The organism is Roseobacter sp. (genome assembly GCF_045106495.1).
Lineage (GTDB): Bacteria > Pseudomonadota > Alphaproteobacteria > Rhodobacterales > Rhodobacteraceae > Roseobacter.
Genome location: NZ_JBGCEQ010000003.1, coordinates 517,294 through 537,483, shown reverse-complemented (window position 1 = coordinate 537,483; position 20,190 = coordinate 517,294). Strand labels below are relative to the sequence as shown.

Genomic DNA, 20,190 nt, shown 5'->3' with positions numbered 1-20,190 from the left:
ACCTCTCTAATTGCCAAAGCCTTTGCCAAAGGCCTCTTCCTTGATGAAACGTTCGGTGATGAGCAACAGGATGATCCCCGGCACCGTCACCACCAGCGTGATCCCGGCTGCGGAGGCATCGAGCGTACCGCCCGAGATCTTGGAAAAGAGCAACGTTGGCAGCGTTACGATCTTGCCCTGCCCCATGAAGAAAGTGAGCAGGAAGATGTTGGTAGAAACCAAAAATGTGAATAGCGCCCCCGCCACCACACCGGGTAACAGCATGGGCAGCGTTACCAGGCGCAGGACTTGCCAGCGGTTCGCGCCCAGGATCATCGCCTGTTCTTCAAAATCGCGTCCCAGCCCCTGATAGACTGCCGTCAACATGCGGATCATGTAGGGAATGGTCGGGATAAGATGTACGATAATGATGCCGATATATGTGCCTGCCAGCCCGATTTGAATGAAAATCATCAATAGTGCGATGCCGATGGCCGCCTCTGGCACAATGAGCGGCATGGATAGGAAAAACTCGAACGCGGGCTTGCCGGGGAATCTTTCACGCGCCAGTACGCGCGCTGCGGGCAAGCAGATGATCAGGCAGATCACAGTAACAACGCAACCGATGAAAACGGTGTTCAGGGTTGCTTCCCAAACCTGGCTGTAAGATGAGATTACATAGTCCCAGGCCAGAGGCAGGATCGATTTCTCGCGTTGCTCCAGCCACCAGGTGCCGGGCAGCAGGTCGGGCCAGGCCCAGCGAAATGCGAAGCTCTGGATAATGAGCGGGATGAAGGGACCCAGAATGAAACCCGCGATCAATAACAGGTAAAATTTCTGGTAGGGTGACAGGCGCTCGTTCAACGCAATAGAGGCGGATTTGCGGGTCATCAGTTTCTCCCGATCCGGCGCTCGTAGCGGCGGTAAAGGGCAAGGTAGCTGTATAGGATCACACCTGCGACCAAAGCGATAGAAACAACCGTCGCCATCCCCTGCAACTGAAGTGTGTAGTCTGCGTCATTGAAGTAGCGCCACGCGACAACAGGCAGCGTATCCGGGAAGCCGCCACCGAGAATAAAAGGCGCCTCGAAAGCGCCGATGTTGAAGGCAAAAATGATCAGAGTGGAAGAGATGATGCCCGGCAGGATCTGCGGCAGTGTCACCTGAAAGAATATCTGCCTCTTGTTGGCCCCCAGAATGGCCGCGGCCTCTTCGGTTTCGCGACCAACGCCCAGCAGGACCGCATAGAGGGTCAACGCAACAAAAGGTGTTTGTTTCCAGACATATACTGCGATAATGCCCCAGCCCATATGCGTTTTCAGAATCTGTGGGAACTGACTGGGATCGTCAATAAAACCCGTAAAGGCCATCAGGCGTGACAGCATGCCGCCATTGCCCAGCATGATGACGGCGAGCGCGATACCTACGGTGTAAGGGATCATCAGGGGTAGTTTGTACAGGTATTTGTACAGGGTTTTGGACGGAAAGCTGCGCACCAGCGCCAGCGCCAACAAGATGCCCAATACCAGCGATATGAAAGTGGCGGCAATTGCGTAGTAGAGTGTCAGGCCGAGCGATTTCCAGAAAAAGACATCACCCCATAGCGCGCCAAAATAGGAAAAATCAGGAAAGGTATTTACACCGAACCATGGCGCAAATCCCAGCGATTGCGCGACCCCGAGCACCAGCGCGCCGCCAAAGAGCACAGTTAGCACCGCCATCACCGGTAGCAATTGCAGCCACATCAAGACGCGTTCGCGTTTGTGGCGGGCAAGTTCCTTGGTCTCGGACACATGCGCTCCCTTGGTTGGGGCTCCGGCCACCGGCCCGAGCCCCGTTGCACTTATTTGTTGAGGTTTGCCACGGCCGTTTCGACAATGGCCGCGATACTCTCGGTGCTGTCGCGCTCGATGTATTCCAGCCAGGTCGCCTCGATCACATCCACCAATGTGGCATTTGTATCTGGCGCAGTATTGGCGTCCAGTTCCGCCTGTGTGACCCCAACAAATCCGGGCGAGGCTTCTGTCAGCTTGGTGACATCCGCTTCGCTGAGCCGCCAAGGATCAATCCCCGGAGGCATGCCAGCGATTTCCAGCTTGGTGGCCTGCGCATCGACCGAAGCCATATAGTTGGCCATCACCATGGCAGCCGCAGGATTTGGCGCATTGCCGGGGATCACGAGATAGTTCTTGTTCTTGATCATGTTGCCTTCGGGGAAGATGAATTGCTCTGCCCCTTCCGGATAGGTGCCATCGCGCAAACCAGTGGCAACACCGTAGAGGCCAAACTGGCAGGAAAAGTCGATTTCGCCGTTCAGAAACAGACCATCCAGCGCCTTTGGGTCTTCGGGATATCGCGCATTGCCACCGGCCGCCCCCAGCAGTTTTGGCTCCAGTTCTTTGAGATACTCCATGCCCGGTGTGATCAACCGCGCCAATTCCGCCGCACCCAGTTCCTCGATGGAAGCCTGAAACGGCACCGCGCCATTACCATCGGGATTATGCGCATAAATCGTCGCTTGAACAAAGGTATTGCCGATGAAGTGGGGCGGCTTCACATAAGTGAACTTGCCCGGGTTGGCCTCCAGATAGGTCATCAGCTCCGCAAACGTGCCCGGGGCGTCTCCGGAGGGCACGCGCGTCGTGTTGACTGCACAAACGTATTGCTGCCCTGACCACGGCATTTCGGATGCATTGGTCTCGACCCCGAAATCACGCAAGTTCAACAACGCCCGTGGATCGTCAGGGTTCCATTCGATGTTGGCGCTATTGGGCAGCTTGTCGGCAAAAGCGCCCATAAGAGCGTCCTGCCGTTTGAGCGTGGCAAAGTTTTCACCATTGACCCAGATCGCATCGACACTTCCTTCGCCCAGACCTTTTCCCGAGCCCTTTTCGGCCAACACAAGATCAACGGCATCCTTGGTACCTGTGATCCTGACCGGGTTGAGTGTGACGCCTTCGGCAGCCAGCCCCGGGACCGCAACGCTGTCCATCCAGATGTTGATCTTGTCGCTGCCGCCCCAGTAATAGAGGTTCACCTCGCCTTCTTCCTTGGCGCGGGCTTGCACGTCTTCCCAGCTGATGTCGCCCGCAATGAAGCCGTCGCGGAAGGCGGTGGCGTCCTGTGCGAAACTTACGCTGGCCATCAGGCTGCCGATGAGTGACAGGCTTAGCAGTGTCTTTTTCATAGTTTCCTCCTCTGATTTGGTCGTTTTTCGTTATCGAGTGTTTTGGATGATCCAGATGCGATCTGGCGCGATCGTCAACCAGACGTCCTGGCCGATGTCGACCATGCGCCGAGATTGCTCGGTCACCTGGATGGTCTCGCCGCCGCATGCGACAGAATAGGTGATATTGGCCCCAAAGAAATCACGCGCCGTGACCGTACCCGAGATAACATTCTGACCGGAATTTGGTGCGGCGAGGTGCAAATCGATCGCCTCAGCGCGCAACATGACGTGGCCCGGTCCGTCGGTAGCACGCGCATCGAAGCTTAGCGTGCCAAAGGATGCTTCGGCCTGTGGCGTCGAGCCAGCGCCCAAGATTTTGGCCTCAAACACATTTGTCGCGCCCATGAAATCAGCGATCTCGATGCTGTTGGGATGTTTGTACAAAGCATCCGGCGCATCATATTGCGCCAGATCGCCGTCAAAAATCACCGCCACTCTGTCAGCAAGCTCCATGGCCTCGATCTGATCGTGGGTCACAAAAATGGTCGTGATTCCCAGTCTTTGCTGCAAATCTCGAATAAAGCGCCGCATCTCGCCGCGCAGCTTGGTATCCAGATTGGCCAGTGGTTCGTCCATCATCAGGACCGACGGTTTGGTGATCAACGTGCGGGCAATTGCGACACGTTGCATCTGCCCGCCGGACAGTTGCGCGGGAAATCGGTGACGAAACTGGCGCAGCTGCACCACATCGAGCATTTCTTCCAAACGCGCTTCGGTTTCTGCCTTGTCGGTGCCCCGAACCCTGAGGCCAAACATCACGTTTTTTTCAACCGTCATATGCGGGAACAACGCGTAGCGCTGAAAAACCATGCCCACATTGCGTTTTTGCACCGTAACTTCGGATACATCCTGACCATCAAAACAAATCTGACCGGCAGAAGGCACTTCAAGTCCTGCGATCATCCGTAGCGTCGTGGTCTTGCCGCACCCTGACGGCCCGAGAAGTGCCACCAATTCACCGGACTCAATCTCGAGATCGACATTCGAGATGGCGGTGAAACTGCCAAAATCCTTGCGAACACCTTTAAGCTGAACGGCGGTCAAACTGCGCCCCCGCTTGGTAGCCCATCATGTGCCTTAATAACCTGGAGTGCTTTTGACCCGCTCCATGCAGCAAACTCGTCGAAGACGGCGCGGTGGCGCCCGGGAAGAAGGATAAAATGATGCTCCAAGCCGTGCTCCATCACCGAAGTTACGATGTCCTGCGCGGAACACGGGCCGCCGATGCCAGAAAACCCGCCGACCCAACCACGGCATCCGGTGAATCCGGAGGCTGGGCCTGTGGCAACTGTGCCTTCTACAGCAAAATGCGCAGTGCCATCGCGCGAGACCCTTAGGATGGTGTAATCGCCATGCGCAAACTCGAAATCCGCAATGGCCCCATAGATCGGCCCGCTTTCTGTCCCGCGCCCGATCATCGGGTGATTGATCCACGCCACGTTGTCCTTGGCCATATACAATGGACCGCCGCCGCCATGCCACATCAGGATCTGGTCGCAGGAAAAATCAGGCGAGGTCATGTCTAGAAGGCAACCAACCCTTCCGCTCAGCGATTTTGCGACCAACTGCGTAACCGCCCCCAGGATATCACCCTCTGACGCCACAGGGAGGCCGTCGTTCTCCTCCAGCCAGCTAAAGGCGGCGCCGGGATGCATGCCGGGGTTTTCCTGCAGTGCGGGCCAATCCGAAACCGTCAACGCATCATAGCCGCCGTTTTTCGCAATCGCGCGCAGGGCAAGTGCCGCACGCGCGGTCAGCGCCATCTGTGCCTCCGAGACCCCACGCACCGCCGCCGCCTCGCCCATCTTGACCAATTCTGCGGCGACATCAGCCTCGGATTGTACTGCCATCAAGTCGGTCATGTGGTGTATGTCGATGTGCTCGCACCACACGCCGAGATGTTGCATCAGCTTGTCCGTGGCGACTTCCATATTGTAAAAGGTCATGGCCAACCCACCGATCACACCGATCTTTGCACCGTTCAGATCCTTCTTGGCAGTGAGAGCCCGGATTGTTTGCCCCATACGTTCGGCCAATGCGGCTTCGCCGGGCGCACCCAGGTACCACTGAATGGGATGTCCAGAGAGGTCGCGCACACCGCGTGCGATCGACATCGACATATTGAGAGACACGAAGTTATTGAGCTGGATGTCGTCCACCAAGTTTGGCTCAGGCGTGGCCCAAACCCCCATCGGCAACGGCGTCCGGGCAATTTCCCGCGCCACGTCGCCCATGGTAAAACCGCCATGCAGAAGCAGCAGAAAATCGGCACCTTTCGCCTGCACATCCGCGACAGCCGTGCGCGCTTCAGCCCCGTTCATCGGAACAAGGTCGGCCACGACGACGCAAGCGCCATGGGTTGCGGCAAGCTCTTCCAGCCAGGTTTGGCAGGCCTTGAACACACCATGCTTGTCTGGAAAGTAGCTTGGCAGCGACGCGTTGATCAAACCAATGGTCAGCGGCATATCCGGCTCCTTTTGCAAGTCATGCGATCTGGCGCGGGGCAGGTCCCGCAAGGTCGAAACTGATCGGTCCCTGGCGGTAAACCTGGTCGAAAAACACAGGCTTTCCTGCGGTATCGAAGGCCGTGCAAGCCTGCGACAAGATCGGCGTACCCCTCGGCACATCCAGCATCTCAGCAACCCTGGCAGTCGCCAGCAGGCTGTCGAGCGTCTCGCACGCGCTGGTCCAATCTAGTTCGAATGCTTGACGCAAGATGCGCAAGATCGACTGGTTCTGACCCGTTTCCGGAAAGTGCGTGGCGCTGATGTTTGGCACAAGGCATTGCGGTATCCAGGTTTGGGTCAGCATCCGCGGCGCGCCATCCACCGTGCGGCGACGTTCGACAAGAACCAAAGGTTCGTCGAAATACGCCGCGACGGCGGCAGGCAAGTCCTGCGTCGGGGTCTCGATGCGCAAGAGCTGTGCGCCCGGCACACGCCCCTCAAACAATACCTTGTCGGTGAAACTGACGAGACATGTGGAGGCAGGAGGCGACAGGGTGGCCACGCTGTACCCGCTGCCCTGACGGGAGGTCAGAAAGCCAGCGCGTACCAGCATTTCCAGCGCTTTGCGTACAGTGACACGGCTGACTTCAAAGGCACGTGACAGCTCGCCTTCGGTTGGGAGACGCATGCCAATTGCATACTGCCCGCTGTGCAATCGATGCAAGATCTTGTCATGGACAACCTGATATTTCGGTGCTGCGCTCACGTGATCGCATCCTTCAATTGCGCAAGCCGGTCGCGCCCCGTACTTTCCATCCAGCGCGCCATTGCTGCCGGGCCTTCCGCACCAAAAATGCCGATTGCGTCGCTCCAGATCGCGCGTCCACACATGAAGCCGCAGGCGTTCACACCGGCATCGCGGGACATGCGCAATGCGTCGCGGAATTGCTCGAACGTCACACCGGCACTAAGGTAAAGAAGCGGGATGTCCCCCGCCGCTTCTGCCGCATCCTGGAATGCGGTTCGGGCCTGTGCCTCGGACATGGTGGTATTGATGTGCGGCAGGCTCACAGGGATTTCGACTTTCAGGACATCAATGTTGAAATCGGGCGAGGCAAACCTCTGCGTTGCAGCGCGCACGAGCGCGGGTTTGGCCAGTGCATATTCCGCCGACGTCCCGTCCGGTATCGCGCGGTCATAAACAATGGGTTCAAACAGGAAGGTCACTCCCCGCGCCCTGCACTCTGACCCGATCTTTGCGACAAGATCTGCCTTGCGCTGATTGAGCGCTTCCGGATCATTTGGACCGTAGTAGAGGAAGAATTTCAATACAGGCACATCAATGTCGGGATAATCAGCAATGTCGAGGTTTTCGGGAAGCTTGGTGATCCTGTCCTCATCTGCGATGTGATATACATCCGCCTCATAGGCCAGCATTTTGACGCAAGAGGGATGATAGGCGGGCAAAAGCTCGCGCCCGAGTGCCGCGTCAACCAAAACGGTCGACGCGTCGGGACTTAGTGTTTCCACCACGATCCGCTTGAATGTGAAAAGATCATCGTCGCGCGCATGTGAACCACGACCTTCGCGCAATGCCGCTGCCAAACCGCTGCCTTGATCTACGGCAACCCCGAAAACAGGTCCATCCAGCAAAGTCATGGGGCCTCCAAATGAATGCGCGGAAAGAACGGCGTGTCCGACGGAGCACCCCAGAAAGACAGCATGTCATCCGTGGGCTCCAGCAGAGAGATCGAAAACCCACCCATTTCCTGTGTTGTGACGTAGCTGCCGATCATCGGGGCGATGGCTGTAACACCGCGTGCCAAAAGCGCCTCGCGGGTTTCTTCCCAGATCGTCAGTTGTTCCATCAAGGTGGTGCCACCCATGCCGTTGATAATGACGCAGGCGCGGCTGTCTTCCGCCATTGGACGATCCGCCAAAAGTTTTTCAACTATCTGTTCCACGAGGTTGCGCACGGGGCCAACCTTGGTGCGCCCCACGCCAGGTTCACCATGCACGCCCATTCCCAGAAAAATTTCATCCGGCGGCAGGCTGAACATTTCTTGCCCTGTGAGAGGAGAGATCGGCGGAGACACAGCAGCGGCCAATGTGACCAGCCGATCGCGCACGGCTTCACCCAAAGCGATCAGGTCTTCCAAAGACCAACCTTCCTCCGCGGCGGCGCCCAAAATCTTGTAGATGAACATGGTCCCTGGTGCGCCGCGCCGGTCCTGTTTGCGCTCGGGCGGGGCGGCAGAGATGTCGTCATACATCGGCAGCGGGACGGTTTTTAAGCCAAGGTCCTGAGCCATCATCGTGGCCGCGCGACCGTTGATTATGTCGCCGGAATGCTGCGAAATCAGCAGGATAGAGCCCGCCTGTCCGGTCATCTCGACCAACCCGTCCAGGATCAGGTCTGCCGAAGGCGCTGCAAAGACGTCACCAACGATATTGGCATCCAGCACACCTTGACCAACGAAACCCATGGCAATCGGTTCGTGACCCGACCCGTTTCCGATCAGCAGGGTAACCTTTTCATCGGGGTTCTTGACGTTTTGAGCACGTTTTATCACGCGTGGATCACTGACGCCGCGTTCTACCTGCGGGAACGCACTGACGAAGCCGTCCAGCATGTCATCAACCATCGTTTCGGCACTGTTAAAGAGCTTCTTCATTGCGAGACCTCGTTCAGGGTCTCCAGAAAGAACACCACTGACACCGCCCCCGGGTCCAGATGGCCACGCCCACCGTTCTCGACATATTGAGCGCGGCCTCTGCGTGCGCGGAGGTCTTTGGTGCTGTCGCGTCCATCTTTTGCGGCCTGAATTGCCGCGTGCATGTCGCCAGCCTCCAGCGCTGCAATGGCCGGGTTCAAGGCATCTACCAGGCTTTTGTCGCCCTTTGCCACCTCGCCCAGATCACATATCCTTTCGCAGGTTTTCGACAAGCCTGCGTGCAAGGGCGCGCCCGTTTCCAGGTGCGCCTCGATCTCCAGTAGGATCAACCCAAACAATGTTCCCGACGCGCCGCCGGAGGCGCGCATAAAAGCCTTGGCGCGTTTGCTTTTCTCGGCCGCGACAGCTTTGGTCAAACCGCGCAACATGGTTGCACCATGATCCCCGTCACCAATCGCCGCATCCAGCGCATTGAGCCGGTCCGCTTCCGCGGCAAAGCGGGCCTTGAGAGCGATAAAGAATGGCTCAGCCGACATTTCCGAAAACCTCTTTGAGGTAGACCAGCGTTTCTGTTGCCGCAACGGTCGGATCAGGTTCGATATCGCGCCAGATGTTGAGATCACGGCTCGACGGATGGCCTGCCATCACGAACATCTCTGCTACTACCCAGCTATCGTATTCGATATCCGCAAGCGCACGCGCATCGGCGGGGAAATCATAACGGCCAGAACCGGGCTGTCCGCGGTCGTTATCGGACACGTGGTAGTGAACCAGCGTATCGCCTGCCGCACGCAAGGCTGCGGGTGGGTCTTTCTCTTCGATATTCATGTGGAAACTGTCGAGCAGCACGCCAATATGCTTCGAACCACATGCCCGCGCAATTGCACAAGCCTCAGCTGCAGTCGACGTCAGATCGCTCTCAAACCGGTTCAGAGCTTCGATGCCCAGCGTCACATTGGCATCTGCGAGCACACCATCGAGCCGCGAAAGTGTTTCGGCGGATCGCGCGGCGCGAGCAGATTTATTGGCCGGGTCGAAAACGCCCCAGGGCGCAGCTACCACGCCAGCAAGGCCATTTGAGCCCAACCGCGCGGTCACTTCGATGGCTTCAGTCAGCACCGCAATCGCATTATCCCGCACGTCGGGGTCTTGAGATGTTGGGTCTGCGTCTGGTCCAAGCCCGGTCGAACAGGTCAACGCCAAACCACAGTCCTCAGCCTGCGCGCGAATGTCATCCGCCCGGTCCAAACCGACCCCCAGAAGCGAAAGCTCCACACCATCGAACCCGATGTCGGCCGCTGTTTTCAAGATCGGTGCCGGATCGTCTGTCCAGGACTTCATCCAGAGCCCTGCGTGAATTCCGAACTTCATCGCTCAACTCCCCCCGGTTCGCGATAGGTCATATTAGTAATGACAAATTGGACATGTCAACCAAGCTATTTGGCACGCGTGCGCCTGGTAAAAGGCAAGACCATGCAGAGGCTGAGAAATGACAGAGCGATGCAGCCTATCAAGGCAAACTGCAATGTACCCGATACATCAAGCAACCAACCCGCCGTCCAGGGACCAACAAGACCGGCGACACCCCAACCCGTGAAGACGAGACCGAATGATGCAGGAAACTCGGCGTCGCGCACCTTCAATCTCACCAGAAGCGGTGTGGTCGCGGCAAGCTGACCGTAGGCAAAGGCCACAAAAAACAAGAGCATGACCACCACAAACGGCGCGGTGGCAAAGATCAGGCTGGCAAGCGCCATCATTGAAAGAGCCAGCGCCCCAGCGATACCAGATGCTGCCCCAAACATGCTGGTTGTCGCGGCCGAGGTAAGTCGTCCCAGCGTATTGCCCAGCGCAGCCAGAAAGATCGCCAGGCTCGCAACGCCTGTGCCCCCAGCCGTTTGTGGCAGAATTTGCGCCGCAAAGCCCAAAACAATAAGGCCGGAACAGGACCCGGCAGCAAAAACAATCCAAAGCGCTACAAGTGTCCGGTTGGGTTTGATCATTCGCGCGGATTGCAGGCGCGCGGTGGCGCGAGCGTCAGTGTTGGGGCTGACGAACATCGCAAGAATGCACACTGCCCCCAAACAAACCAATGCAGGCAAGGTCGCCCAAATAGACCATCCTGATGCCGCCAACCAAACATGGATCGGTCCAAAAACCGCACCACCAAGTCCAAAAGCCGCCACGTTCACGGGAACAAGAAGGTTGGCATCTTCGCTGGCAGCCGCCTGCGAGATGGCGTGGTTGTACAGCACGCCGGAAACAAACCCGAACAAGATCCCATAGCTCAACACAAAACCGTTAAATCCTTGACTTGACCCGGTTAGGCCCAAGCTGATCGCGGCGCATCCCGCAATTGCTGACAATCGAAAGCGCGACGGCACCAAGGCAAACAACATCGGCCCCAGCAGCACACCAGACGTGAAACTGATCAGTGCCAAAGAAAATACCATGGAAGCAGTGGCATTGCTCACGTCGAAAGTGGCGCGCACCGCAGGCAGCAGTCCTGACCAGCCATAGAGGCTTCCGCCGCCAAAACATCCCAAGGTGGTCAGCGCAAAATGGAGCCTGCGCGCTTTACGAGCCATGACGGCAATCCTGCATATGCTATTACAGACTTGTAGGAACAAATTAACTGAGTCAATCTCTGGGCAGAGATAGGAGGCATCCTTGGTCCTTGTTATCGGCGCGGCTCAAACGCAATTTAACAGACGGCGCGACGGGTCTGGGTTTCGGGATTGGGCTGCACAGGCCTTTAACGCCGCCTTAGACATGGCCGAGATCGAACGTGGCGACATCGACGCACTGATTTTTGCGTCCGAAAGCGATTTCTTCACACTTCAGCTAAACCCTGCGTCGGTGCTTGCGCAGGACCTCGGCCTTTGTGGCGCTCAGACATTGCGCGTCGAAGGCGGAGGCGCCTCAGGGCAACTGGCCGTTCACGCAGGTGTCGAGCGCATATTATCCGCGCGCGCGCGCCATGTCGCCGTCATTGGCGCGGACCCGTCGGCAAGTGCACTGCCCGGTGACAGCATGCGGGAGTTGTACAGCTATTCATTTGATTTCTGGACCGAAGGGTTGTCCGGCGTAACCGCCACATCTCTTTATGCCCTGTCATGGCAGGCTTTCACCATGACACGTGGCGGTACCGACACGGATCTGAACGCCGTCACCAAAAAGAATCGCACCAATGCCCTGTCCAACCCCAACGCACATCTGCCACGGCAACATGATGAAGCCGAATTCGCAAACGCTCCGGTCGTTGCATCCCCCTATTGCCGACTGCATTGCTCGCCCCTGAGTGACGGAGCCGCCGCGCTGATCTTGTCCGCACCTGATGCTGCACCACGCGCACGCCGAAAGTTAGCGCCGCGGATTTCAGGCATAGGTGCTGCGTCGGATCTCCCTGGACTCGGGCATCGCGCTAACCCTGGTCAGTTCACCGCCAAGACAACGGCGGCGCAACAAGCCATGACCATGGCTACAATTGATCCAGCTGACATTTCTTTGGCCGAAGTCTATGACGCCTACGCCGGGGCAGAATTGCAAGCAGTCGCCGCCCTTGGACTGGCGGAAGATCCCGTAACGGCCCTGCGCAACGGTGACTTTGCACCAACCGGCCGCTGCCCTCTTAATCTGTCGGGAGGGCTATTGGGCCAAGGCGCACCCGTCGGCGCAACGGGCGTGGGTCAAACCGCCTCTTGCGCCTTGATGCTTGAGGGGCGCTATCACCAAGGCTTGCAGCCGGATCGGGTTCTGGGACACGCGCTCGCGGATACGCACGGCGGTGTCGGCACTAGCTGTGCGGTGACGATTCTCCAAGCAGGAGATAGCGCATGAAAAAGCGCGTTGATCTTGACTATAATATTGGCAGCGGGTGGCTGGCACCCTGGTTGGAGGGGCTGCGTAGCGGTCAAGCCGTCGCCTCAACCTGTCCTACTTGTGAAGATGCTTTTTTCCCGCCTATGCGTTCCTGTCCGATCTGCCGTTTGCCCACAACTGGCTGGCGCACCCTAAATGGTCACGCGACGATCTTGTTCCGTACTAACGGCACAGATGGCGACGCAGCAATGGTTCAATTCGATGGTGCCAGCGGAGCCGCTATCGCCAAGACAGAAGGTTTGCCCGCTGACGCGACCCGCGTTTTGATCGTGGCAAGCATTTGTGATCCCCCTGTTCTATCCCTTGCGACGGAGCCGACACCATGAGCGAATATCTGAATCCCTTGGATTCAAAGGCGTTGTCGGAGCTTCACCTGACACAGACCCGATCGGGCGCGTATGAGATCACATGGCCGGACGATTACAACATCTACTCGGCGACCGTTGGTCGATTTCTGGGCCCCGACGATCGCGACAAACCCGCGATGATTTATGAAGCACCTGACGGTTCTGTTGCGGTCATGAGCTTTGCCGAGGTGGACGCCGCCGCCACTAGTCTAGCGGCAGAGCTTCGACTTTTGGGTTATGGCAAAGGCGATCCTGTGGCGCTGCACACCGGACAACATCCCGACACCGGCATTGCCCACATGGCCATCGCCAAGATCGGCGGTATCGCTGTCACACTTTCGCAGCTTTATGGACCTGACACGCTGGCCCATGCGCTAAACGACTGTGAGGCACGTGTCATTCTAACAAGCCGCGACGCATGGGAACCCTTGCGCTCAGAGACCTTTCCCTACCTCAACCATATCCTGGTTCGAGACCCGGGGCCGAACGATCTGGATCTCGGAGCAGCCATGGAAAAATCGCCTGCCGTTTTTGTGCCAGATTTTGGCAGCGCTGATGATCCCGCCTTGCTGATGTACACGTCAGGTTCGACCGGCAAGCCAAAAGGGATCATGCACGGGCATAGAGTGCTTGCCGCCTACACCCCATCGATCAATCTTTTTTTCAACCTGGCTTTGAATGACAAAGACGCAGTTTTTTGGTCGCCGTCTGACTGGGCCTGGGTCGGGGGATTGCTCGATATGCTCTTTCCCGCCTGGATGGCTGGCCGCCCGGTCGCCACGTCATTGGAGCGGTTTACGGCAGATTACGCCTATGCCTTCATGAGCCGTCACAAAGTGACCCATAGCTTTCTGGCCCCGACTGCAATCAAACGGTTGGCGGAGCATCCTGATCCACACCGCGATCATGATCTATCTTTGCGCGTTATTTGCACCGGGGGCGAAGCACTGGCGGCAGAAACCCTCAGTTGGGCCGAAGACAGGTTGCGCGTTACCTGTAACGAGTTTTACGGCATGACCGAAGTCAACCACCTAATCGGCAATTGTGCGGCCTTGTTCCCACGGCGGCCAGGCTCCATGGGACGCGCCTATCCGGGGCATGAGGTTCTTCTCGTGGATGGTGACGGGCAGCAGGTCGCCGATGGCGAACCCGGCGAAGTCGCCACACCGCATGCGTCTCCTACCCGCTTTCTGGGCTATTTCAAAAGCCCCGAAAAAACCGCTGACATGAAACTGGGCCCATATTGGCGCACTCATGACCTCGCGGTACGGGATGAAGATGGTTATTTCTGGTACAAGGGCCGCTCTGATGACTTGATCAAGTCTTCAGGTTTTCGCATTGGCCCAGCCGAAGTGGAGGAATGCTTGCTCGCGCATCCTGCTGTTGCCGAAGTTGCCGTGATCGCCAAACCTGACCCGGATCGCGGCCATATCGTCAAAGCAATCGTCAAAACCCGGTCTGGCGTGATCGGCGATGAGACACTAGCGAAGAACTTGCAGGAACATGTCAAAATCCGCCTTGCTGGGTACAAATCCCCGCGCGAGGTGGCCTTCGTCGAGAACTTCGAGCTGACATCGTCCGGCAAGATCAACCGCAGAGTTCTGCGTGAAGCCGAAGTAGCCAAGGCGCAGGAGATTGTAGATGATTAGATCAATCGAGTATCATGCATTCAGAATTGATGCCGCGTCAATACGTTGAAACTCGAAGTCCAATGGTATGCAGAATTATCCCGATCAGGACGGCCATGAACGTGGTCGCGTGAACGCAGCAACAAAAGAACGCCACTTGACCAGAACCAAATTGACTCGAACAAAGCGGCCTTGTTCGTGTCTTCTGTGTCCTGAATTTGCTTATGGTTTTCGCGCCAGAAATCCAAATGTAGCCTGGCAAATTCTGGTGAACTGCATGGTTCAAATCAGGCGCGTTAACCATTTGTAAAGGAAGTTTAACGCAATATTAATTCCGGGAGTTGTAATCAAGTGGGGCAGGTATGGCCGTTTTCGAACAACTTGGGCACTATTCTGACCAATTAACCGACCGCCTCTTGTGGATGCATAATGCGCCCGCGGCGGCCGATCTTGTCAAAGACCGCAAAGGATTTGTTCGCAAAGCACAATTGTCAGCGGTTATGGCAACATCGCAACCAATGATGGCTGCCAACATTTGCAACGCTTTGGCCCTGGTCGCGCTAGAAAACTTTGTTGGAAAACTTGATGCTATGACGCTCGTTTGGGCCATGGTCGTCACAGCATTTGCTCTTGCCGGGATCGCAAGCGCTAGAAAATTTAAAATGTCGCCTGAAAGGCCCGTAGCAAGCGTTCGCGCGCCTGGGAAAATTACTTTTTCTTCTTTTATCATTGCCTTACTTTGGTGTTTTCCTTTGCTGTTCTTGATTCCAGGCGGCAATTTGCTTGAGGTCGCGTTTATTAGCGCTCTCACAGCGGGTATGATCGGAGGTGGCGCATTGGCACTTTATCCGGTTCCCTTGGCGGGATTCGTTTACGTGTCCGTTCTCTCCTGCATTGCCTTTGTGACTATTGTCGTCACTGGCGCATTGCCTATTTTGCCATTTAGTTTGGTGATCTGGTCTTTCGCTCTTATTATCACATTTTCAACCAAGCGACACACTGTGATGTTTCTTTCCGCGCTGATCGGCAGGCTAAAAGCAGAGCGTCAACGCGATATGGTCAATCTGCTTCTCGACACTTATCAGGGCAAAGGTGGGCAATACCTTTGGCGAAGCGATCGACACCTCAACCTGACCGAAGTTCCGGCCTCTCTGCTCCAGGTGATCGGCCTTGAACGTGCTGAAATCACCTGCGAAAACCTGATTGAGTTACTTCGCACTGCAAAGGCTGTTGGGCACGACGCCAAAAGCGTCGCCTCCTATTCCGCGATGAAAACACTAACGCATCCGGCAGACACCGATTTCGAGATGATTCTGCGGATCAAAAATGGCCGGTTTTTGAAAGTAGCAGGTCGAGGTGAAGTGGGTGGCGACGCAGATCAGTTATCCTATCACGGCTACTTGAAAGACGTTTCACGCGAATTTCAAGCGATCGAAAAAGTTTACGATTTGGCCACTAGAGACACAATGACGGGCCTTTTGAACTACCGCGAGTTCACCAAACAAGCAGAGGCACAGATTGGAGCGCTCAGAGATCAAAATGCGGAGGTTCTGTTTGTTTTTCTTGATGCAGACAATCTCAAGAAGATCAATGATAGTTTTGGGCACGCCGTTGGAGACCGGTTGATCAAAACAATTGGAGCCCGGCTTGAAGAGCAACTTCCAGAAAGCAGTCTTGTTGCCCGCAAAGGCGGAGACGAATTTGTCGCTCTGGTTTCGTCTGCGGATCAAATGGTCACTGAAGATTGGGCCTTTGGATTGGTCAAGAAAATCAGCGGAAGCATAAAGTGTAGTGGCTTGGAAATCCCAGTTTCATGTTGCGTCGGTGTCAGCAAGGCAAGTTCTAGCGTTGCAAACATACAAGCCCTCGAACTGGAAGCCGACCGCGCTTTGTACAATGCGAAGTCAAAAGGAAAAGGCCGAGCCACAGTATATGATGAAAAATTTGGCCAGGCAGGTCAACGCGATCATGTTTTGACCCAAGATCTCAGCGCTGCAATTGACAGCGGCCAATTGGCGCTCCTCTTCGAACCTATTGTGGATTTAAAAACGGGTGCAGTGTTGGGAGCGGAGGCGCTCTTGCGGTGGTCACACCCTATGTATCTAGAGGTTGCCCACGAGAAGATCGTTAGCATTGCTCAAACGAAAGGCTCAGCGGCTAAACTATTCAATTATTCGCTGCTCAACGCGATAACTGAGGCAAAGAAGTGGCAAAGCCGATATTTTGTTTCCGTTAACATGCAGCCATCAGATCTACGGATTGCAAATTTCGCATCGGGAGTAGCAGATGTTGTTTCCTACCTACAGTTTCCAGCACATCGCCTTTGGCTTGAGGTGACGGAGTCCGAAGTTTTGCTAGAAAACGGTGCCGTGCGCGAAAACCTAGAAAAACTGCGATCGCTGGGGATTAGTATTGCGATTGACTTTGGTGCCGGTTCTTCGTCTTTGAATTCTCTTGGCTCCTACCCATATGACTTTGTGAAAATCCATCAATCTTTAGTCAAGCGATGCGACCAAAGTAAAAATAGCCAGATAAAAATACGCACCGTTAAATCGCTTGCGGAGTTAATGGGGGCAAAAGTTGTGGCCCAAGATGTTGAACAACCGCCCGAGGAAAATACGTTGCGACGGGTTGGCGTCGAGATGGCGCAAGGACTTGCCTTTTGTAAACCTTTGCAACCCAATGACGTTTGCAGAATGTTAACTGAACCCCGTAAAAGAGTACTTAGCTCAATTGGTGCAGTTCCTTAGCATTGTGATACCCAACCTTTTGCCGCCTTGGGCTTGAATTTTTCCTCCTTTGTTCAAGAAAGCGAGGTAGTCTCGCGATCTGAGTTGGCTCGTGTTGCAGCGGGATACGCCCAATTGTTCTGTGTGGCGGCTCTCCGTTTTTGTATCAATGCCAAGCCTGCCCGTATGCGCAAATGTTTGACGGCAAAGGGGGTTAATTTTCATGTCGCGTCACGCAATTCAGATGCCCAATTTGTGCATCTGTTTCCAGAATTGTCCTTTGCCATAGACTTAACGGTTGTTCTCAAAGACACGCTCCAGCTTGAGTTAGTCATCAGGCTCCATCCGGGTCGTTAATCGTTCTGATCTATGTACTCAAAGTGTCGTAGTGCATCCGATTTTCGACAAAAATCGTTGGGGTCGCCCTACATTGGCGCTCATGCAGGTTCCATTCTTTGCAGACCCGCCAACAAGTCGCCATTGGAGTGTTGTTACGATTGTAAGCGCTGACCCAAGACTAACCGCGCGCGACTGAATATGAAAGCTCGGATGCACCTATTTTCCAACAGTTGTAGGTGCATCGCAGTTGTTTCTCGTCTAGCTACTCCTGGAGCCTGTAAATGAAAAAAGACCAGCCAAAGTCTCTCTTAGAAAGAGCGATCCTCCCAACACAGGAGTACGAAACAAATACACAAGGCCATGAAATTATTGAAAACTCCAAAAATCTTGGGTTATCGCAGATACCAGAGAACTCAAAAAGACAGAGCCAACTGCCGTCAAGCAATTTTACGATCAACGTCGCATGAAACTTGAAAACGACGCGTCAGTTCCCGTAACTTACGAGCGCCTTGCGACAGGTTTGCGCACGCTGCACTCGTTTCTTCAAACATTGCAGCATTTTGCTGAGTTGTCGCATCCAGTTCCGCAACTGATGCGTTCAAAGTCGAAATGCCTGTACTTTGCGCATGCGTGTTTTCGGCAATCAGTTCAATCTGCGAGGTAATCTCCAAAACTGCTTCCAAAACACTTTGCAAAGCAGAGACTGTTTCCGAAATTTTTTGCGAACCTACAGTCACTTCTTGTCCAGATCTATCGATCAACGATCTGATGTTCGTCGCACTATCAGACGATCGCAGCGCAAGACTACGTACTTCAGAGGCAACCACTGCGAACCCGCGTCCTGCTTCTCCCGCCCGCGCAGCTTCAACGCCAGCGTTAAGAGCCAAGAGATTGGTTTGAAAAGAAATCCCGTCGATCACTTCCACAATCTTTGAAATTTCCTCGGCTTCAGTTTGTATTGCGTTCATTGCCTTGGAGGCTTCGGAGACAATACCACGACTACTTTGCGCGCTCGATTGGGCGCCCTTCGCAGATGAGTTTACTTCGTCCATGTTTTGCACGGTATTTTGGACGGTCCGTGTCAAATCTTCAAGCTCTTCAGAAGTCTCGCGGAGAGTTGCTGCTTGCCTTTCTGTCCGACTAGCAAGATCACTGGTTGCCGACGAAATCTCCGCGACTTCGGCATCCATTTGTTCTGACCGACTGGCAACTTCCGAAACCATTTCTTCCAGGGTCTTAAGCGTTGAATTAAAGACGTCCTTGAGCTCTTTGTAGTCGACAGGAAGTACATCTTCGATTCGTACGGTCAAATCTCCCGCCTCAAGACGCAATAGCGCGACGCGCAGTGTTTCGACTACCGTCGCCTGATCACGTGCTTTTGCCTTCTCGCGTACATCATGATCTTTTTCTAACCTAATCCGCTCAGCCTCCGCGGCTTGCCTCACTTTCTCAGCCTCTTGGAACTGAGCAAGCAAATCCTCCGCCTGGCTTTTTGCAAGCATTGCGTCATCATTGTATTTTTCGGCATCACTTTGTGATGATTGTGCAAGCCTCCGCGCTTCATCCGAAGCCTTTAGACTCACCTCCAAATCGACGGCTTTACTCTCCATTTGCTGGTCCAACCGTTTCAATTGTAAAACGGTCAAAACGAGTGCGCCCGTCTCCATTAAAACGACCACTGCATGGAAAACCGTGCGGGTTGCGTTTTGCGCAAAACCGCCTGAAGGGTAAATCAAGGCTGGCATCAAAAAAGAAAGAGAAAGGTGATGAATTGCGATGATTGCTGTTCCGACCAACAGAGCCGGTACGCTGCGCAAACTGACCAAGCATGCGAGTAACGCGAAAAACAACATATGGCTGTCAATTTGCCACGGGTGACCCTGGAATGCCGCAGTCATGGCAATTGCCTGGCCGATCAGTGCAACTGATGCACCGACCGGTGCAAGTGTTGGCTGTTTGATCGCCATCGCAGCCCCTAAGGCGAGAAAACTGAAAGAAGCTAGGCCGGTTGTTATTGCGTTCCCGCCTATCAAAGCCGCTGTTATTGCAGCACAGGGGAACAGCAAACTTGCAATCGCAAAGATCGTATTGATTGGGGAAGAAAGTACCTTGCTGAGCATTGCTTAGCTCCTAGTGAATCGTTGTTGTGGATTAACTTGGATACCGCAGAGAGCCGCTATCGGCCCCGCGGGTAGCATGACATGACCCGCAGCTTGCAAACGTACATGCGCCGATACAGGGGCATATATCAGGCGAGCCAAGAGTCCATTGACCGGCCCAACTGCACGAGCGCCAAAGCTTGATGGTTCAAGCGGTCCATTTTTTGCGAAGGGCGTTTCGAGAACAAGATACAAGTCGGCTGCGTCTGGACGACCCGCGTGCGATACCACGAAAGTCAGTGGACCTGCTGCGGCTGCCAGAAAGAGCAATGTAAGAATCCATAAACTCGATTTGATCATGTCTGCTTTATGAGGCACACATCTTGCTGAACGATTAAGGCTGAAACGATAGTTAGAATTCGGTTCAGCACAACGGTTTTCAGCGGTCTTATCTCAAATTAAACATCTGTTTTTAAAAGGCATTATTTCGCAAGACGCACGAAGTAAATCTTACCCCAAACGCGACAACATTCCAAGATTATCGGTTCTAAATTGCTCCGATGGATTCCCTACCCAACATCGTTGATTTTTCAAAGTCCAATGAGCACTAACCACGCTGTACTTCAAACAGACCAATCGGGTTGCGAAGGCTCTGGGCCCCGGAATATTCCTGTATTGTTCGATCAAATCGATACTGCTACGTCGGCTCAGCTAATGCTGTTTGCAAAAAATATTGCGTGCATGCAAAAAGGATGCCCAAGCATTGAAAGTCGCCAGAATACACCAGCTGGGTCCGTTGCTACTATTGATATGAAAGAATGAACATCTGCGACGGA

The 20,190-nt window shown here is 54.9% G+C and carries 16 protein-coding genes; 4 read left to right on the top strand and 12 right to left on the bottom strand.

Annotated elements, in window-relative coordinates; translation table 11 throughout:
- Positions 1-6: 6 nt before the first annotated feature.
- The 11 genes from AB8B75_RS04470 to AB8B75_RS04420 form a co-directional block, all read right to left on the bottom strand.
- On the bottom strand, positions 7-870 hold the full coding sequence (locus AB8B75_RS04470; RefSeq protein WP_405360148.1) for an ABC transporter permease: 864 nt from the start codon (positions 868-870) through the stop codon (positions 7-9).
- Positions 870-1,772, bottom strand: coding sequence for an ABC transporter permease (locus AB8B75_RS04465; RefSeq protein WP_405360147.1), 903 nt, complete (start codon positions 1,770-1,772; stop codon positions 870-872). The genes AB8B75_RS04470 and AB8B75_RS04465 overlap by 1 nt, the downstream gene beginning before the upstream one ends.
- Positions 1,773-1,822: 50 nt before the next feature.
- Positions 1,823-3,166, bottom strand: coding sequence for an ABC transporter substrate-binding protein (locus AB8B75_RS04460; RefSeq protein ID WP_405360146.1), 1,344 nt, complete (start codon positions 3,164-3,166; stop codon positions 1,823-1,825).
- 30 nt (positions 3,167-3,196) lie between these two features.
- Positions 3,197-4,252: an ABC transporter ATP-binding protein gene (locus AB8B75_RS04455; protein ID WP_405360145.1), complete on the bottom strand. Its 1,056-nt coding sequence runs from the start codon at positions 4,250-4,252 to the stop codon at positions 3,197-3,199.
- On the bottom strand, positions 4,249-5,673 hold the full coding sequence (locus tag AB8B75_RS04450; protein WP_405360144.1) for an L-fucose/L-arabinose isomerase family protein: 1,425 nt from the start codon (positions 5,671-5,673) through the stop codon (positions 4,249-4,251). Before AB8B75_RS04450 ends, AB8B75_RS04455 begins: the two co-directional genes overlap by 4 nt.
- A gap of 19 nt (positions 5,674-5,692) precedes the next feature.
- On the bottom strand, positions 5,693-6,421 hold the full coding sequence (locus AB8B75_RS04445) for a GntR family transcriptional regulator (protein WP_405360143.1): 729 nt from the start codon (positions 6,419-6,421) through the stop codon (positions 5,693-5,695).
- Positions 6,418-7,314, bottom strand: a complete 897-nt coding sequence (locus tag AB8B75_RS04440; RefSeq protein WP_405360142.1) for a tagatose 1,6-diphosphate aldolase — start codon at positions 7,312-7,314, stop codon at positions 6,418-6,420. Before AB8B75_RS04440 ends, AB8B75_RS04445 begins: the two co-directional genes overlap by 4 nt.
- Positions 7,311-8,330, bottom strand: a complete 1,020-nt coding sequence (locus AB8B75_RS04435) for a dihydroxyacetone kinase subunit DhaK (RefSeq protein ID WP_405360141.1) — start codon at positions 8,328-8,330, stop codon at positions 7,311-7,313. The genes AB8B75_RS04440 and AB8B75_RS04435 overlap by 4 nt, the downstream gene beginning before the upstream one ends.
- Positions 8,327-8,866 (bottom strand): DAK2 domain-containing protein, encoded by a 540-nt coding sequence (locus tag AB8B75_RS04430; RefSeq protein WP_405360140.1) that lies wholly within the window; start codon positions 8,864-8,866, stop codon positions 8,327-8,329. The genes AB8B75_RS04435 and AB8B75_RS04430 overlap by 4 nt, the downstream gene beginning before the upstream one ends.
- Positions 8,856-9,701 carry a sugar phosphate isomerase/epimerase family protein gene (locus AB8B75_RS04425; protein ID WP_405360139.1) on the bottom strand — a complete coding sequence of 282 codons (846 nt, stop codon included), beginning with the start codon at positions 9,699-9,701 and terminating at the stop codon, positions 8,856-8,858. Before AB8B75_RS04425 ends, AB8B75_RS04430 begins: the two co-directional genes overlap by 11 nt.
- A 65-nt stretch (positions 9,702-9,766) precedes the next feature.
- A complete protein-coding gene (locus AB8B75_RS04420) occupies positions 9,767-10,918 on the bottom strand; it encodes a hypothetical protein (RefSeq protein ID WP_405360137.1) in 1,152 nt (383 codons plus the stop codon).
- Positions 10,919-11,000: 82 nt separating this feature from the next.
- Here AB8B75_RS04420 and AB8B75_RS04415 point away from each other — a divergent pair, with 82 nt between their 5' ends.
- The 4 genes from AB8B75_RS04415 (at position 11,001) to AB8B75_RS04400 (ending at position 16,937) form a co-directional block, all read left to right on the top strand.
- Complete coding sequence (locus tag AB8B75_RS04415) at positions 11,001-12,170, top strand: thiolase family protein (protein ID WP_405360136.1); 1,170 nt, start codon at positions 11,001-11,003, stop codon at positions 12,168-12,170.
- Positions 12,167-12,538, top strand: a complete 372-nt coding sequence (locus AB8B75_RS04410) for a hypothetical protein (RefSeq protein ID WP_405360135.1) — start codon at positions 12,167-12,169, stop codon at positions 12,536-12,538. The genes AB8B75_RS04415 and AB8B75_RS04410 overlap by 4 nt, the downstream gene beginning before the upstream one ends.
- Positions 12,535-14,208 carry an AMP-binding protein gene (locus AB8B75_RS04405; protein ID WP_405360133.1) on the top strand — a complete coding sequence of 558 codons (1,674 nt, stop codon included), beginning with the start codon at positions 12,535-12,537 and terminating at the stop codon, positions 14,206-14,208. Before AB8B75_RS04410 ends, AB8B75_RS04405 begins: the two co-directional genes overlap by 4 nt.
- A 500-nt stretch (positions 14,209-14,708) precedes the next feature.
- The gene (locus tag AB8B75_RS04400; protein WP_405360131.1) at positions 14,709-16,937 is read left to right on the top strand and encodes an EAL domain-containing protein; all 2,229 of its coding nucleotides are present in this window, start codon (positions 14,709-14,711) and stop codon (positions 16,935-16,937) included.
- A gap of 755 nt (positions 16,938-17,692) precedes the next feature.
- On the opposite strand, the gene AB8B75_RS04395 is transcribed toward AB8B75_RS04400, so the two are convergent.
- Positions 17,693-19,375 carry a methyl-accepting chemotaxis protein gene (locus AB8B75_RS04395; RefSeq protein WP_405360130.1) on the bottom strand — a complete coding sequence of 561 codons (1,683 nt, stop codon included), beginning with the start codon at positions 19,373-19,375 and terminating at the stop codon, positions 17,693-17,695.
- Positions 19,376-20,190: the final 815 nt, after the last annotated feature.